The 16,589-nt window shown below is 61.9% G+C and carries 15 protein-coding genes; 10 read left to right on the forward strand and 5 right to left on the reverse strand.

Annotation, left to right across the window (positions count from 1 at the left end):
• Window positions 1-14 precede the first annotated feature (14 nt).
• The 4 genes from FH061_RS17495 (at window position 15) to FH061_RS31780 (ending at window position 3,333) form a co-directional block, all read left to right on the forward strand.
• Window positions 15-1,172 (forward strand): hypothetical protein, encoded by a 1,158-nt coding sequence (locus FH061_RS17495; protein WP_151637126.1) that lies wholly within the window; start codon window positions 15-17, stop codon window positions 1,170-1,172.
• Window positions 1,153-2,067: a metal ABC transporter solute-binding protein, Zn/Mn family gene (locus tag FH061_RS17500; protein WP_151637127.1), complete on the forward strand. Its 915-nt coding sequence runs from the start codon at window positions 1,153-1,155 to the stop codon at window positions 2,065-2,067. The genes FH061_RS17495 and FH061_RS17500 overlap by 20 nt, the downstream gene beginning before the upstream one ends.
• On the forward strand, window positions 2,067-2,846 hold the full coding sequence (locus FH061_RS17505) for an ABC transporter permease family protein (protein WP_151637128.1): 780 nt from the start codon (window positions 2,067-2,069) through the stop codon (window positions 2,844-2,846). The genes FH061_RS17500 and FH061_RS17505 overlap by 1 nt, the downstream gene beginning before the upstream one ends.
• A gap of 127 nt (window positions 2,847-2,973) precedes the next feature.
• Window positions 2,974-3,333 carry a MerC domain-containing protein gene (locus FH061_RS31780; protein WP_225984716.1) on the forward strand — a complete coding sequence of 120 codons (360 nt, stop codon included), beginning with the start codon at window positions 2,974-2,976 and terminating at the stop codon, window positions 3,331-3,333.
• 195 nt (window positions 3,334-3,528) lie between these two features.
• On the opposite strand, the gene FH061_RS17515 is transcribed toward FH061_RS31780, so the two are convergent.
• The 4 genes from FH061_RS17515 to FH061_RS17525 all read right to left on the reverse strand — a co-directional run bounded on the left by FH061_RS17515 (window position 3,529) and on the right by FH061_RS17525 (window position 7,482).
• Window positions 3,529-4,899: an 8-oxoguanine deaminase gene (locus tag FH061_RS17515; protein ID WP_151637130.1), complete on the reverse strand. Its 1,371-nt coding sequence runs from the start codon at window positions 4,897-4,899 to the stop codon at window positions 3,529-3,531.
• A 472-nt stretch (window positions 4,900-5,371) separates the two neighbouring features.
• The gene (locus FH061_RS17520; protein WP_151637131.1) at window positions 5,372-6,310 is read right to left on the reverse strand and encodes a LysR substrate-binding domain-containing protein; all 939 of its coding nucleotides are present in this window, start codon (window positions 6,308-6,310) and stop codon (window positions 5,372-5,374) included.
• Between the two features lie 298 nt (window positions 6,311-6,608).
• A complete protein-coding gene (locus FH061_RS30535; RefSeq protein ID WP_192805117.1) occupies window positions 6,609-6,779 on the reverse strand; it encodes a DUF6726 family protein in 171 nt (56 codons plus the stop codon).
• A gap of 154 nt (window positions 6,780-6,933) precedes the next feature.
• Complete coding sequence (locus FH061_RS17525) at window positions 6,934-7,482, reverse strand: hypothetical protein (protein ID WP_192805118.1); 549 nt, start codon at window positions 7,480-7,482, stop codon at window positions 6,934-6,936.
• 111 nt (window positions 7,483-7,593) lie between these two features.
• Between FH061_RS17525 and FH061_RS17530 the strand changes: the two genes are divergently transcribed.
• The 3 genes from FH061_RS17530 (at window position 7,594) to FH061_RS17540 (ending at window position 10,122) form a co-directional block, all read left to right on the forward strand.
• On the forward strand, window positions 7,594-8,922 hold the full coding sequence (locus tag FH061_RS17530) for an SDR family oxidoreductase (RefSeq protein WP_151637132.1): 1,329 nt from the start codon (window positions 7,594-7,596) through the stop codon (window positions 8,920-8,922).
• Complete coding sequence (locus FH061_RS17535; protein ID WP_151637133.1) at window positions 8,922-9,386, forward strand: DUF2269 family protein; 465 nt, start codon at window positions 8,922-8,924, stop codon at window positions 9,384-9,386. Before FH061_RS17530 ends, FH061_RS17535 begins: the two co-directional genes overlap by 1 nt.
• 103 nt (window positions 9,387-9,489) lie before the next feature.
• Window positions 9,490-10,122 carry an FABP family protein gene (locus FH061_RS17540; RefSeq protein WP_151637134.1) on the forward strand — a complete coding sequence of 211 codons (633 nt, stop codon included), beginning with the start codon at window positions 9,490-9,492 and terminating at the stop codon, window positions 10,120-10,122.
• Window positions 10,123-10,266: 144 nt separating this feature from the next.
• Here the strand turns inward: FH061_RS17540 and rpoD are convergent, their stop codons facing one another.
• On the reverse strand, window positions 10,267-12,930 hold the full coding sequence (gene rpoD, locus FH061_RS17545; protein WP_151637135.1) for an RNA polymerase sigma factor RpoD: 2,664 nt from the start codon (window positions 12,928-12,930) through the stop codon (window positions 10,267-10,269).
• A 93-nt stretch (window positions 12,931-13,023) separates the two neighbouring features.
• Here rpoD and FH061_RS31495 point away from each other — a divergent pair, with 93 nt between their 5' ends.
• The 3 genes from FH061_RS31495 to FH061_RS17555 all read left to right on the forward strand — a co-directional run bounded on the left by FH061_RS31495 (window position 13,024) and on the right by FH061_RS17555 (window position 16,491).
• A complete protein-coding gene (locus FH061_RS31495; RefSeq protein ID WP_264158746.1) occupies window positions 13,024-13,158 on the forward strand; it encodes a hypothetical protein in 135 nt (44 codons plus the stop codon).
• 274 nt (window positions 13,159-13,432) lie between these two features.
• Entirely contained in the window at window positions 13,433-14,125 is a 693-nt protein-coding gene (locus tag FH061_RS17550) for an FRG domain-containing protein (RefSeq protein ID WP_225984714.1), read from the forward strand.
• Window positions 14,126-14,181: 56 nt separating this feature from the next.
• Window positions 14,182-16,491 (forward strand): NADP-dependent malic enzyme, encoded by a 2,310-nt coding sequence (locus FH061_RS17555; protein WP_151637136.1) that lies wholly within the window; start codon window positions 14,182-14,184, stop codon window positions 16,489-16,491.
• Window positions 16,492-16,589: the final 98 nt, after the last annotated feature.

The raw sequence follows: 16,589 nt of genomic DNA on the forward strand, positions 1-16,589 counted from the left end.
GTGGGAATTGCGCAATGAAGAAAAGCGTACTTACCGCACTGGCGGCGAGCGCCGTCGCTGGCGCACAAGCACAAGCCCAGGCACAAAGCCAAGAGAAGGGCTGGGAACTCGGCGCGGTGCTGGATGCGGCATACACCACGCGCTCGCTGGCTTTGGGACATCGCGAACAGGGCCTGGCGCTCGGCCACAGTGATGCCATCGCACGGGGGCCGCTGGGGCGGCATCTCAGTGCGCAGCTGGGCGCGGTGGCGCACCAGCATGACGGCAAGATCGAATTCGAGATGGAAGAGGCATGGGTGCAAACCCGTAGCTTGCCGGCCGGATTTCAGGCGCGCGCAGGCAGGTTTGCATCACAGATCGGCTATCTGAATGAACAGCATCCGCACGCCGACGATTTTGTGGAGCGCCCGTTGCTATACCGTGCGTTTCTGGGCGGTCACTGGTTCGATGACGGCGTCCGTCTGAACTGGACCGCGCCTGCGCCGTTCTACCTGAGCTTCGGAACCGAAGTGTTCCGCGGCCGCCAGCTGGTTCAGGAGGCCGCGTCGGCGCGCAGCCCTGGCGCTGTTACGCTGAGCATGAAAATCGGCAACGATATCGGCAGGTCGCAGAGTTGGCAGCTTGGCGCTTCTTATCTTCATAACCGCCGCGAAGCAGCCATCGAAGAGGAGCACGGGCATGGGGAAGAATCTCATGCCGGGGAAAGCGATCACGGTCATGGCCATGCGCATGCACACGGCGCGGCGCTCAGCGGCAAGAAGATGTGGCTGCTGGATGCGGCGTGGAAGTGGGCTCCGGACGGTAACAACCGGCAGCAGCAACTAAAGCTTGTCGGCGAATATGCCCGGGTGACGAAGCCCAACAGGCATGCAGGCAATTCGGACTACCACGATGCCTTGTCGCTAAGTGCGGTATGGCGGTTGTCGCAGCAATGGGAGCTGGGCGCCCGGACCGATTGGCTCAGGGCCAGGGTGCCGCATGGCGATCACTTTCACAACGGGCGACTGCGCGAGCATGCATTGATGGTTGCCTGGAAGCCCGCCCACAGCCAGGCATGGCGCCTTCAACTCACAACCCAGCCGCGTGCAGAAGAATTCGAGAACCGATCGAGCAAAACTGTACAACTTCAATACGTCTTGAGTTTCGGAGCCCATGGTGCGCATTCTTTCTAACTGGACCTTACTGCTCGCGGGCGCGGTATGCGCACCTGCGAGCGCCTTCACGGTGTTTGCCTGCGAACCCGAATGGGCTGCGCTGACACGCATACTCATGCCCGGAGCGACCATTCATGCCGCAACGCATTCCCGCCAGGACCCTCATCACATCGAGGCAAGGCCTGCACTGATCGCACAGCTGCGGGCCGCCGATCTTGCGGTCTGCACCGGTGCTTCGCTGGAAGCTGGGTGGTTGCCGGCGTTGCAGCAGCGCGCCGGGAACGCGAAGGTGCAAGATGGTTCTCAAGGCATGTTCTACGCGGCGTCGCAAGTCGAGCTGATCGATGCGCAGCCGGGCGCCGGGGGCAATCCTTTTGCCGGAGACATCCATGCCGAGGGCAACCCGCATGTGCATGCCGATCCCCGCAACCTGGTGAAGATATCGTCGGGACTTGCGGAGCGCCTTCAAAGGCTCGTTCCCGCCGAAGCGCAGCAGATTCGGCAGCGTCAGCATCAGTTCGCCACCGCCTGGAATCAGCGGATCAGCGATTGGGAGCGGCGTGCCGCGCCGCTGCGGGATAAAACGGTGGTGGCGCAACATACTACGTTTGGCTATTTATGGAAATGGCTCGGTCTGAAACAGATCGCGGATCTGGAACCGAAACCCGGGATGGCGCCGACGCCCGGCCACTTGCAGGGTCTGTTATCAACGCTTCAGGCACAGCCTCCGCTTGCGATCATCACCGCTGATTACCAGGATCCGCGGGCAGGACGCTGGCTTGTCGGCCAGCTCGGCAACAAGGCGCCGCTCGTCACCTTGCCGTCGACCGTCGAGGATGAGCGAGCTCCGGACGCGCTGGAGCAATGGTACGAACAACTTCTGCATTCACTGCTCGAGGCAAAGGCACGCTGATGGAATACTGGTTCCTGGCGCCGGCCGCCGCCTTGTTATTCGGCTTGCTCGCACTGGCGCCGCTCGGTTCCCAGGTATTGGCGCGCGGCGTGGTCTTCATCGATCTGGCTGTGGCTCAGGCCGCCGCAGCGGCAGCATTGGGCGCGACTGCCTGGCTCGACCATCCGGGGCTTATCGCCGTTCAGCTCGCCGCCGCGATGGGGGCCCTGTCCTGTGCGGGCCTGGTCGCGGTGCTGGCACGGATGTGGCCGCAGCAGCGCGAAGCCTTGATCGGCCTCACCTATGTTGCCGGGGCATGTCTTGCCATGCTTGCTGCCCGTAGCGACCCGCACGGTCGAGAGCACCTCTCCGAGCTCCTGGCTGCGGATGTGTTGTGGGCCGGATGGACGCAGGTGGCAACACTGGCAACTTGCGCGGCAGCCGTCATTTTCGTGCAGCGCAGGTGGCCCATGCTGCTCGGCAAGGATCGAATCTTCTTTCCGTGCTTTGCGCTGGTGGCGAGCATGGCGGTGCCGACATTGGGTCTGTTGCTGGTGTTCGCCTGCCTGATCGGGCCGGGCCTGTGGCTGCGGGCCGGCTTTTCAATGGCACAGTGCCTCGTGGCCGCCATGGGCGCAGCCGGACTCGGACTGCTTGCTTCATGGTGGATCGATGCGCCCAGCGGCGCCTGCGTAGCGCTCGCTCTCGCCGTATGGGGCGTGTTCAGTGCATTGTTGAGAAAAAGATCGTCGAAACAAGAAGCCGGCATCAGTGAATATGGACCGGGGCGACCGGGTTGATCCAGATCGCGATGTATGAATTCAAACCACCGCTTGCCAGAGACCGGCAGGCTGAACGGACAAGGCCAAATTGCGCCGAAAGGAAACGATGATGAATAGGCTGATTACCAGTGCTGACTATTGCGGCATGACCGCTTCCCTTCTTTGCCTCGTACATTGCGTCGGAACACCGCTGCTCCTGTTGATGTTTCCCATGATTGGATTCTCGGAGAGTGACGACTTGGTGCACCGTGCGATGGCCATTCTTGTCGTGATACCGGCCGTTCTGGCCATACTTCCAGGTTTCAGGAAACACCGTAACTGGTCGGTCCTGTTGACGGGGAGTTCCGGCCTGGCCTGTTTCATTGTTTCCGTCCTCGTTATAGGACCGCATTATGGCGAGATGGCCGAACTCGTGTTTGCAACGATCGGGGGTGTACTGTTATTCACGACTCATTACCGGAACCATCGCTTCTGCCGTTGCTGCGTGAACGAGGCCGGCCAATAGGGAGCCGGAAAGTCAAATCAAGTCGAGTTGCATGCCGAAGCACATGTTTCGGTTCAAGGAGCATAGCCAGTTCGATCAAGAGATCGAGAATATGCGCAGCCGGGAAAGCCTTATGGCGATGTTGAACCCCTGCAGGCCGGCTTTCCATGGCGACTGGGAACCGCCATTGCGCATGGAAAGAGTCGGCAGGGCGTTTCAAGCACCGGTGCGTGCCGCACTGGCGAGTTGCAGCGCGAGGCCCTGATGGCGCTCGATCAGCGAACCGGTTTCTACCGTCGTGCATAAGCCTTCCCGCACGACCACGCGACCATTGATGACGCTGTGCCAGACATTGGACGGTGTCGAAAACACCAGTGCCGCGACCGGATCGTGCAATGCGCCCGCAAAGCCGATCTGGTTCAGATTGAACATCACGATATCGGCGGACATGCCGGGCTTCAGCGCACCGATATCATCCCGGTTCAGCACCTTGGCTCCGCCCAGCGTTGCAATCTCCAGCGCCTCGCGCGCGGTCATGGCGTCGGGGCCGAAGCCTACGCGCTGCAGCAGCATTGCCTGGCGGACTTCGCCGAGCAGATGACCAGAATCATTCGATGCGGAACCATCGACGCCGAGGCCGACCGGCACGCCGGCGTCGCGCATCTTGCGCACCGGCGCAATGCCCGACGCGAGCCGCATGTTGGAACAGGGACAGTGCGCGACGCCGGTATGGCTGCGCGCGAACAGCGCGATGCCGTCGTCGTCGAGCTGGACGCAATGCGCATGCCATACGTCGTGCCCGACCCAGCCGCAGTCTTCCGCATACTGCGCGGGCGTCATGTTGAATTTCTCGCGGCTGTAGGCGATGTCGGTCTGGCTCTCGGCAAGGTGGGTATGCAGCGACACCCCATAATGGCGCGCCATCGCCGCCGATTCGCGCATCAGGTCCTTCGATACCGAAAAAGGCGAGCAGGGCGCGACCACGATGCGCTGCATCGCATGGCGGGACGAGTCATGCCAGGTTTCGATCAGGCGCTGCGTATCTATCAGAATGGCAGCCTCGTCTTCGACCACGCGGTCCGGCGGCAGGCCGCCCTTGCTCTCGCCCACGCTCATCGAGCCGCGGGCGGCGTGAAAGCGCATGCCGATGCGCTGCGCCGCCTCGATGCTGTGATCGAGCTTGCAGCCGTTCGGATAGATATACAGGTGATCGCTGCTGGTCGTGCATCCGGACAGCAGCAGTTCCGTCATCGCGGTCAGTGTTGAGACTTCCACCATTTCCGGCGTCAGATTGGCCCAGATCGGATAAAGATTCTGCAGCCAGTTGAACAGCTCGCCATTCTGCGCGCCGGGTATGACGCGCGTCAGGCTCTGGTACATGTGATGATGCGTATTCACCAGGCCGGGCAGCACAACGCAGCCTCCGGCGTCAATGACTTCATCTGCCTGCTGCGGCAGGGTGTCGGTGGTGCCGACCTGCTCGATCACGTTGCCGCGCACGAAGATGGCGCCGTCGGCGATTTCGCGGCGGGTGTCATCCATCGTCACGAGGACGCGGGCATGTTTGACGAGGAGGGTTTTGCTCATGAAATGACCTTCGCTGGATTGATGCATTCCTTGTGCTCGTGGCCGGTCATCCCCGCAACTTGGAGAAAGGAAATCCGGGCCGGTGCACGATCTGCCATGCGGCTACGAGCATGCTAGCGGAAACTTGAATGATGCACATGGGAACAGGTGAATAGACAAGCTATGCCTAGGCATATAACGGCGATCCAGGCAGGGCGGCAAAAGTGATTTGACGTGTCTATCACCCTTCTCCAGCCTATGGGAGAGGAAACGAAATACAAATGCGACAAATGCGACAAACGCGCCGGTTTTGTTTGAGGATTTCTGCTGGTTCGCTGAGTGGTGCGAACTAAAGATCTGCTGGTCGAATGGTGAACGAGCATCACGCCGCTACTGCGTCAACAATGCGCGCAAGGCGCCGGCCTGGCTGTGCTTTTCCTTGCCTCGGCATGACTTCGCCGATGTGCCTTCGACAAATTTCCAACTCGTACCGCTAGCGAGCCAGCAGCGACTTCGCCGTGGTCGAGATCAGCTCCCGCAGCCATTTGTGTTCCGGCGCCTGGTGTACGCGTTCATGCCAGAGCTGATAGAAGCGCATGGCGGGAAAGGCGATGGGCACCTTGAAGGTTTTCAGCGGCAGGTTCTTTTCATAGAAACGCATGAATTGACGACCGGTGGTCAGCACCAGGTCGCTACGCGTGAGCATGTAGGGAATCAGGCCGAAGTAGGCCGACTCGACCACCACGTTGCGATGCAGGTTCTGCTTCGCGAGGAAGGATTCGATGACGCCGAAATACCCGGCCAGCATCTGCGACGGCGCCACATGCGGCAGCGACAGGTAATCCTCGACCGTCATGTCGTCCGGTCCGGTGCGCAGCGCGTAGGCGCAATCGGCGCGCATGATGCAGGCAATTTCGTCCTCGAACAGCTTCGACATGTGCAGATGCTGCGGCGGCTCTTCCCAGTTGGCGATCACCACGTCGAGTTCGCCGTCGGACAGCAGGCGCAGATAATCGATTTCCGGACCGAGGCTGTAGATCACGACGCGGCTTTTCGGAGATTCCCGCCGGACGCTGGCGACGATATTGGGCAAGAACTGGCTGTCCAGATAATCGGGCGCGGCGATGTGAAAGGTGCGCGCCTCATGCTGGGGCGAGAACGCGGTCTTCTGGGAAAACAGCTTTTCCGTCTCGTCCAGGATCTTCTTGGCCGGCTGCAGCAGGCTTTCGCCATGCTGCGTCGGCACCATGCCGCGCGCGCCGCGCACCAGCAAGGGATCTCCGGTGAGTTCGCGCAGCTTGCGCAGGGAAGCGGAGATCGACGGTTGCGGCTGGTTCAGTTTCAGGGCGACGCGCGAGACATTCCTCTCCGACAGAAGCAGGTACAGAATGCGGATGAGATGAATATCCAAATGATCTGGCAAGCCTGACATTGCGGTCTCTATATTGAGTTCGGTATGCGAAATATACTTGATGCCGGATGCTCCGGGCTAGAAATAAGTCTATCGTGTCAACCTGTCGGCTCACACAGGATGGCGCTTATTCCGGGTATATCGCAAAGCCGTGCCTGCGCCCGTGGTTTTGATGCGCAGGCCGGTTTTCCGGGGTTGTCCGGATGGCGCGAATGTGTGGGACTCCGATGGAGTGTGAGTTGGAGGCAGGGCGACCTGCCTCCTTTTTTCTTTGCCGGCTGGGGTGGTCCGGGCGTCGGGGAGCTTGAGGGAGCCTTGATCAGGGATCGATAACCGCGGCGCAGGCGTCGGTAGGCAGCGCGGCGGCATGGCCGACGATCGGCACCATCTTGATGCCTGCGGAGGCGATCCGGCAGGGCGCGGCAAGCACGCCGCAGCCGGAAAACAGGATCGGGATAAGAAGAACGGCGAGGAGTCGAAGGCGATTCATGTTTTTCTGCCAAGCGGCGCGTGCCGCCTGCGTAATTCTGAAATGAACGGAATCGCCAATATACCGCGTCGATGCCACAAAGGAACAGGCCGGATACATGCCGGATACAATTCCGCGCCGATATGTTGCAGATCCCGTACGGGGTGGTCCCGTTTCACCCGCGCCGGTGATCCGCGCCCGAGGCGGCGTTTCCGCGCGAACCGGCGCCAGCCGTCGTTAGACCGCGCACCAGCAGACCCGCGCCGAACGAGGCATAGGTCATGAACAGCGAGGCACGCGAAAGCCGTTTCTCGAAACCCGGCCGCAACCGGCGCGGCGTCAGCCGGTAATCGACGAAACAGGCCATGGCCGCGATCATGGCGGCGCCGGCGGTCGCCTTGCCAAGACTGGAGGCGTCGGTGCGCTCCGCATGCTTTCCAAACCATTTTTCGTAGATCACCGCCCATAGCGTCACCGAGGCATGATGGATGCCGTAACCGATGACGGTATGCCGCAAGCTGGGTTCATCATGATAGGCGGCCTGTTCTCCGTAGACCCACTGGCTGGTGGCGTTGGTGGGGGCATACGGCGTGTCGGCTTCGCGCTCGCCCCGCACGCTCAGCACGGCGGTGGAAGCCGCGCTGGCGATGCTTCCCGATATCAGGCCATCCTTGAAGGCTTGTCCCCATGGTTTCACCGATGCCGCCGCTTCCATCGTTCCCATCGTTCCTCCTGGCAATCGCTGCCTGCTGCCCCATTGTCATCCTGTTGTCCGGCGCTCAATGAACTCCCTGCGATACTTGCCGGTCGTATAACTGACGCGCAAAACAGGAGCATGGTTCCCAACAATAAGGAGTCGCAATTGGTCGTACTGCTGACAGGAGCAAGCGGATTCATAGGAAGCCATCTTGCGGAAGCGTTGATCGCCGCACGGCATCAAGTCATTTGCGCAGTACGTAACCCCGATGCGCCCGATGCGCGGCACGATCCGCGCTTCAGGTATGTCGCTGCGGACTTCACCACGGACTTCAGTCCATCGGCCTGGCTGCCCCGCCTGCAGGGAGTCGATGTGGTGATCAATACCGTCGGCATCATCCGCGAACACGGCACCCAGACTTTCGACGCCATCCATGTCCGCGCGCCGAGCGCCCTCTTTGCAGCAGCCGCCCAATGCGGTGTCAGGAAGATCGTGCAGATTTCGGCGCTCGGGGCAGATGACCAGGCGCAGAGCCGCTACCACCTCAGCAAGAAGAGCGCGGATGATTTTCTCGCCGGCCTGGCGGTGCCGTCTTTCGTGGTGCAGCCTTCGCTGGTGTTCGGGCCGGGCGGAACCAGCGCCCGCCTGTTCACCGCGCTGGCCAGCCTGCCGCTGATCGCGCTTCCGGGAGGCGGGCATCAGCAGGTGCAGCCGGTGCATCTGGATGACCTGATTGCCTCCATCATGGCCCTGCTTGACGCGCCCGCAGGGCAGGGAACACGGGTGGCCATCGTGGGTCCCGAACCCATGTCTCTTCGGCAATTTCTCGGGACGCTGCGTACGGCATTGGGCTGGCGCCGTGCGCATTTCATTGCGGTGCCGATGCCGTTGGTGCGGCTGGGGGCGTCGGCCGGCCGTCTGCTACCCGGCAGTCTGCTCGATCCCGAAACCCTGCAGATGCTTGAACGCGGCAATACCGGCAGCGCGGCCCGCATCACCGAATTGCTGGGCCGGCCGCCGCGCCCGGTCCGCGATTTCATCGCATCGCAGGACAAGGCGCCGACCCGGTTGCAGGCAAAGCTGGCGTGGCTGCTGCCGGTGCTACGGGTCAGCATCGCCCTGGTGTGGATCGTGACCGGCATTGTTTCATTCGGCCTGTATCCGGTGGAGGAAAGCTATGCGCTGCTGGCGCGCACCGGCATCACCGGTGCGCTGGCGCCGCTGATGCTGTACGGTGCCGCGCTGCTCGACCTGGCGTTTGGCATCGGCACGCTGGTGCTCAAGCGGCGGCGCTGGCTGTGGCTGGCGCAGTTCGCCCTGATCGCCTTCTACACGGTCATCATCAGCTTCCGCCTGCCTGAATTCTGGCTGCATCCCTATGGCCCGCTGCTCAAGAACCTGCCCATGCTCGCCGCCATCTGGCTGCTGTTCGAGCTGGAAGAACCGACTCATGCAAAGGAGCGCTGATGGACTACGTCATTGTCAAATGGCTGCACATCCTGTCCTCGACCTTCCTGTTCGGCACCGGCATCGGCTCCGCCTTCTACCTGCTGTTCGCCACCATCTCGCGCGATGTCCGCGCCATCGCCGTGGTGACGCGCATCGTCGTGCTGGCGGACTGGCTGTTCACGTCGACCACCGTCATCATCCAGCCGCTGACCGGCTACATCCTGATGCGGATCGCAGGCTTTCCGATGACCAGCCGCTGGATCACCTGGTCGGTCATCCTTTATGTCATCGCGGTCGCATGCTGGCTGCCGGTACTATGGCTGCAGATGAAACTGAAGCAGCTGTCGCGCACCGCTGCGGACAGCAATACGCCGCTTCCGGATGCCTACTGGCGTTACTTCAAGTACTGGGTGATGCTTGGCATACCGGCCTTCTTCGCCTTTCTCGCCATCTTCTATCTCATGGTGGCCAAGCCGGCCTGACCATGGCAGCCGCAAACAAGTTGCTTTTTTCCAACTTCGCGTAACATGATGCTTGCGGGAATGGCAATGCTGTTCCCGCAGTATCCATGCACACCGAGGGAACATGAGCGACTTTCCGAAAGATATCTTTACCGAACCGTCCGATGTGGACGTCGATACCCTGAACAACCTTGGCCCCCTGCGCCACATGGCCGGCATCTGGCAAGGCACGCGCGGCCTGGACATCAAGCCCAAGGCGGACGGCCCTCGCAAGCAGGCATTCGTCGAGCGCATCGAACTGCAGCCGGTCGATCCCGTCACGAACGGCCCGCAACTCTTCTACGGCTTGCGCTATCACACGCATGTCACCAAGCCGGACCAGGTGAAGAGCTACCATGACCAGGTCGGCTATTGGCTGTGGGAGCCGGCCACCGGCACCGTGATCCAGACGCTGGCCATTCCGCGCGGCCAGATCGCGATGGCGGTCGGACACGCGAGCGCCGACGCCCGCAGCTTTGAACTGGTGGCCAGGCGCGGCGACCAGAGCTACGGCATCTGCTCCAATCCGTTCCTGGAATATGCATTCAAGACGGTCGAATACCGTATCGAGGTCAAGATCCATGCCGATGGCACCTGGGAGTATGACGAGGATACGGTGATGATGATCAAGGGACAGGAAGAGGCATTTCATCACCGCGACCGCAATGTGCTGATGCGCATTGCCGAAGCGACGCCGAATCCGCTGGCGCGCCGCTGATCCAACCCGGCGGCCTGCGGGCCGCCGGCGAAATGGTCATCGCGGCAAAATAAAAAAGGGGAGATCGTGGTCTCCCCGTTTTGCATCGGACTGCCGCAGTCCCGACATGCGGTCGTGCGGTCATTCAATCATCGGATCACCGGATCAGTCGCTTTCCAGGAAAGTCTTCAGGCGGTCTGCGCGGGATGCGTGGCGCAGCTTGTTCATCGCCTTGTTCTCGATCTGGCGGATGCGTTCGCGGGTCACGTCAAACTGCTTGCCCACTTCCTCCAGCGTCGCATCGCTGGCCATGTCGATGCCGTAGCGCATGCGCAGCACCTTGGCTTCGCGCGGCGGCAGGGAATCGAGCACGTCGCGGATCACGCTGCGCATCGATGCATGCATCGCCGCATCGGCCGGGGCCAGCGTGGTGCTGTCCTCGATGAAGTCGCCCAGCTGGGAATCGCCGTCGTCGCCCATCGGCATGTCCATCGACACCGGCTCCTTGGCGATCTTCATGATTTCGCGCAGCTTCTTCTCCGGCAGATCCATCTTGGCCGCCAGCGTCGCCAGGTCCGGCTCGGAGCCGGTTTCCATCAGGATCTGACGCGAGATGCGGTTCATCTTGTTGATCGTTTCGATCATGTGGACCGGCACGCGGATGGTACGGGCCTGGTCGGCGATGGCGCGGGTGATCGCCTGGCGGATCCACCATGTGGCATACGTCGAAAACTTGTAGCCGCGCCGGTATTCGAACTTGTCCACCGCCTTCAGCAGGCCGATATTGCCTTCCTGGATCAGGTCGAGGAACTGCAGGCCGCGGTTGACGTACTTCTTCGCGATCGAGATCACCAGACGCAGGTTGGCTTCCGTCATTTCGCGCTTGGCCTGGCGGGCGCGCATCTCGGCGGTCGTCATCTGCTTGTTGATCTTGCGCAGTTCGGCCAGCGGCACGCCGGCGGACTTTTCGAGTTCGATCAGCTTCTTCTGGTACTCCTTGACGGCCGGGCTGTTGCGACGCAGGATCGGACTGTAGGCATGCTCCTGGTCGGCTTCGCGGTCGACCCATTCGAGATCGGTCTCGTTGCCGGGGAAGCCGCTGACGAAACGCGGGCGCGGCATGCCGCACTTGTTGACCGCGATATCGAGGATCTGCCTTTCGATCTGGCGGACTTCATCGACGCGGGAACGCAGGGTGTCGCACAGCTTCTCCACCAGCTTGGCGGTGAAGCGCAAGCCGAGCAGTTCGCGCGAAATGACCTGCTGCGACTGCAGATACGCCGGCGAACCATAGCCTTCGCTGTCTCGGGCGGCGCGCATCTTGTCGAATTCCGCGGCCACGGTGTCGAATTTCAGCAGCGCCTGCCTGCGCATGTCGGCAAGCTGGGCTTCGCTCATGCTGGCCGCGGCGGTACCGCTGCTGCTTTCTTCTTCCTCGTCCTCGTCGAGATCTTCCTCGAGGTCGTCGTCCGCTTCGTCCTCATCCGACGCCGCCACGACAACCGGAGGTTCCTCGTCCGACGTGTTCAGGTCCACCAGGCTGTCGACCACATCGTCGATCGCCGCTTCCTCGTTGCGGATCCTTTCGGCCTGCGCAAGGATTTCAGCGATCGTGGTCGGGCAGGCGGAAATCGCCTGCATCATGTCCTTGAAGCCAGCCTCGATGCGACGGGCAATGTCGATCTCGCCCTGGCGGGTCAGCAGGGGCACGGATGCCATTTCCCGCATGTACATGCGGACCGGGTCGGTGGTGCGGCCGAAATCCGAGTCGACGGTCGACAGCGCGGTGGCGACTGCCGCTTCGGCGTCGTCATCGTCGTTGTTGGCGCTGGCGACATTGTCCGACAGGAGCAGCGTCTCGGCATCGGGAGCCTGTTCGTAGACGGTGATGCCCATGTCGCCCAGGGTGGCGATCAATCCCTCGATGACTTCCTGGCTGGTCGATTCCTCGGGCAGGTGGTCATAAATCTCGGCATGCGTCAGAAAGCCGCGCTCCTTGCCGGAGCGGACCAGCGCAGCAATCTGCTGACGCCGCACCGCGAGTTGTTCCTCCGTCATTCCCTCTTCAGAGCCGCGGCGGTCGCGTGCCTTGCGGGCGGCATTGATTTCCGCTCGCTCGACCGCGTTCAGCGCGGCGACTTCATCATGCTCCGGGCGGAATTCGGTGGGCCGCCGGCCACGGCGCGCAGGCACCTTGACGGACGGAAGCGTGTAGGCGGAGGTATCGATCGCGGCAACGGTGGACGGATCGACCGTGACGACAGGCGCCGGGCTCGAGGCTTTCGCCGCGGCCGGTGCTTCGGCGGCCGTCTTGCGGCGTACGACCCTTGCCTTCGGTGCGGCCGGCGTCGCGGCAGCGGGCACCGCCGCCGCCTCTTTCGCCTCTGTCGCCGCCGGTTTGCGGGCGACGGGCTCTGACGGAACAGGCGCAGACGCGGGAATCTCCGCTGCAGTCACTGCTGCCGGCTCCGGCAATTCAGCGGCTGGAGCGGCCGGCGCATTCGACGCATCGGCAGGCTTCACCGCGAGCCTGGACGCGGCCTTGCGGACGACGACCTTGACCGCGGGCGCAGGCGCCGGAGTCGCCTGGGCAGCCGGAGCATCAGGCGTATCCGATGCCAGGGGCGCAGCGGATGCCGCGCCGGCGTCGGGCGCGGCAGTAACGCTCGGCGTGATGAGTCGGGAACGCTTGGTAACCACGGTCACCGTGGTCGGTGCCTGAATTGCATCGGCGGCATGTGTGACGGTGCGGACCGAGGCCGGGTTCGTCGCGGCGTCGGTGCTACGGGGTTTGGCGGTCAGTGTCAGTGTCTTTGCAGGCTTTGTCATTGCGTAAATATTAGGCAACTAGAGTAGCATCATGAGTTGAGCGCGAAATATCGGCGCCGCTTTCGCACCGCGGAGCGACAACCACGCATAAGAGTGAAACGCGCGTTGCCGGTTCTGCCGTGCGGTCATGAAGTGCTGGCTTACATGTCGGTGTTCAGGGTAGTCAAATTGGGTGAAATCTTCGTGGTGCTGCAGCTGCATGAGGCCCGGTTCTCGACGGCGGGCTGAATGGGAGTCCAAGGCAGTCGGTGGAGCAGGGGCCGTATTATATTGGTCTTTTAAAAAATATTCACGGCGAAATATCCACAACGCAGGATCAAAACAAAAAACATCGGATCACAGAAGACTCTGGGTGGTTCCGCAGCGGAGTATTTTTTGGAAGAGATCCTCGTTTCAGAATGGAATGACTTCATCGCCTTGTCAGGCGAACTTGACGGTTGGGCATTCCGCGGCCAGCAGGATGCCCGGTGGGCGCTGCTGAGCTCACTGTCGCGCCATCTCGATGCTTTCATCCCCCGACCGTGCCACATGGCGCAGCCGCGAGGAACGGGCCATCCGCATCTTTCGCCGCAAGGCCCATAATTTTCTTCCCGACCGTCAGGTTCTCGACAACGATTTCCGCTGCCTCACCCTGATGCAGCATCACGGAGCGCCGACACGCCTGCTGGATTTCACCAAGTCACCTTTTGTCGCGGCATTCTTTGCGCTGGAGAATGCCGTCGCCGATTCCGCCGTCTTCGCACTCAATACGCCGGCGCTGTGGAATGCGACCCCGGTTGCCATTCCGGCACTGACCCGCGACGCCATCGATCCCCGCCTGGACGGGAACTTTGCGCGGTATTTCCTTCAAAACAACAGCAGCATCGTCTGGATCGGCGAGCCGGAAGAGATGGATCGCCGGCTCGTGGCCCAGTCCGGAACCATGGTGGTGCCGGGCGTCCTCGACCGGTCGCTCGACGAAATTCTTCAGGCTTACGGCTGCAAGGGGACTTTGATCAAAAAGCTTGTTCTTTCGCAAACCATGCGCGAGCAGGCAATGAAAGCCTTGTACCGGATGAACATTACCAATGCCTCGCTGTTCCCGGATCTCGACGGCCTCGCGCGTTCGATCCGCGTCGAGCTGGAAGTCGTCTGGAATACGGGCATGCCCTATGGTGCGGACGGTAACGGGAGTGCCGGAAATGGCAGCTTTTGATTTCCGATGCCCCTGCTGATGGAACGCCTTACCAAACAGAGAACAATGGAGAAGACATGACAGATACCAATACCAGCAAGGATGACCAGCTGCGCGAGGCGGCACTGGAATATCACCGCAGCCCCACCCGCGGAAAGATCGAAGTCAACGCCACCAAGGCGCTCTCCAACCAGCGCGACCTGTCGCTTGCCTATTCTCCCGGGGTGGCTTACGCCTGCGAGGAAATCGCGCGCGATCCGGCGATGGCGGCGGAATACACCTCGCGCGGCAACCTGGTGGCGGTCATAACCAATGGCACCGCGGTGCTTGGACTGGGAGACATCGGACCGCTGGCGGGCAAGCCGGTCATGGAGGGCAAGGGCTGCCTGTTCAAGAAATTCGCCGGAATCGATGTCTTCGATATCGAGCTCGCCGAGCATGATGCCGACAAGCTGGTCGATGCGATCGCGATGCTGGAGCCCACCGTGGGCGGAATCAACCTGGAAGACATCAAGGCGCCGGAATGCTTCTATATTGAAAGAAAGCTGCGCGAGCGCATGAATATTCCGGTATTCCATGACGACCAGCATGGCACGGCCATCATTTCCGCCGCCGCGCTGCTCAACGGCCTCAAGGTGGTCGGCAAGAACATCGGCGATGTGAAAATCGCGGTGTCCGGCGCCGGCGCCGCGGCGATTGCCTGCCTCGACACCATGGTGAGCCTTGGCGCACGCCGGGAAAACATTTTTGTCGCCGACTCCAAGGGCGTCATTTACCATGGCCGCGATGCCAGGATGGAGGAAAACAAGGCGCGCTACGCGCAGGAAACCGGCGCACGCAAGCTGGCCGACATTGTCGCCGGCGCCGATGTGTTCCTCGGCTGCTCGACGGCCGGCGTACTGACCGGGGACATGGTGAAAACCATGGGCGACAAGCCCATCATCCTCGCGCTGGCCAATCCGGAGCCGGAAATCCGGCCGGAAGTGGCCAGGGCGGCGCGCCCCGACTGCATTATCGCCACCGGGCGCTCGGATTATCCGAACCAGGTCAATAACGTACTGTGCTTCCCGTACATCTTCCGCGGCGCACTGGATTGCGGCGCCACCAAGATCACTGAAGAAATGAAGCTGGCCTGCGTCAAGGCCATCGCCGAACTGGCCGAGGCCGAGACCAATGATGCCGTCGCGATGGCCTATGCCGGGCAGGAGCTGAATTTCGGGCCGGAATACATCATTCCCAAGCCCTTTGACCAGCGTCTTATCGAGAAGATTGCTCCCGCCGTCGCCAAGGCCGCCGAGGAATCCGGCGTGGCTACCCGCCCGATCCGCGACCTCGACGCCTACCGGCAGCAGCTCAGCCACCTGGTGTATTACACCGGCCTGATGATGAAACCGGTTTTCTCGGCCGCCAAGGCGGCGCCGCAGCGCGTGGCTTATGCGGAAGGCGAGGAGGAACGCGTGCTGCGCGCGGCCCAGACCGTGATTGACGAAGGTTTGGCGAAACCCATCCTGATCGGCCGCCCGCATGTGATCGATATGCGCATCCGCAAGGCCGGCCTGCGGCTGCGGCCCGGCGTCGATTTCGAACTGATCGACCCCGAAAACGATCCCCGCTACCGGACCTACCACGAGGCCTATCATGAATTGCGAGGACGCTACGGCGTGACTCCCGACGTGGCCAAGGCCGCGTTGCGCCGTTCCAATACCCTGATCGGCACGATGCTGGTACACATGGGCGACGCCGACGCGCTGCTGTGCGGCACGGTAGGGCGTTTCGAAGGCCATCTGGAACATGTGCGCGACGTCATCGGCATCGCCCCGGGTGCCAGCGTGCTCGCCACGATGAATGCGCTGATGCTGGAAAAATACACGCTGTTCATTGCCGATACCTATGTCAACGACGATCCGACCGCCGAAGAACTCGCGGCGATCACCCGGCTGGCCGCCGCCGAGGTCCAGCGTTTCGGCATGCAGCCCAAGGTGGCAATGCTGTCGCATTCCATGTTCGGCTCGTCCGACCGGCCCTCCGCCCGCAAGATGCGGGCGGCGCGCGACATTCTTGCCGCTATCGCCCCGCAGCTGGATGTCGAGGGCGAACTGCAGGGGGATGCGGCGCTGGTCGAGGAGGTGCGCCGTCACTTCCTGCCAGGTACCAAGATGAGCGGAAGCGCGAATCTCTTGATCATGCCCTCGCTTGATGCCGCCAATATTGCCTTCAATCTGCTCAAGATCACGGGCGGCTACGGCGTCACTGTCGGGCCTATTCTTCTGGGTACGGCCAAGCCCGTGCACATCCTGAATCCGGCGGCGACGTCGCGCCGCATCGTCAACATGACGGCAGTGGCGGTAGCGGATGTGTCGGCCTTCAAGTCGGTGGAACACGGATAGCCGTAGCGACACGGCTGGCATGCCGGTGTGGGGGATGCAGGGCGCACGAACATTTCCATCCTCCGCACATCCAACCGGCATCAAGACAAGCAGCAAGC

Origin of the sequence: Noviherbaspirillum aerium, from assembly GCF_008929045.1 — a bacterium.
GTDB lineage: Bacteria > Pseudomonadota > Gammaproteobacteria > Burkholderiales > Burkholderiaceae_D > Noviherbaspirillum > Noviherbaspirillum aerium.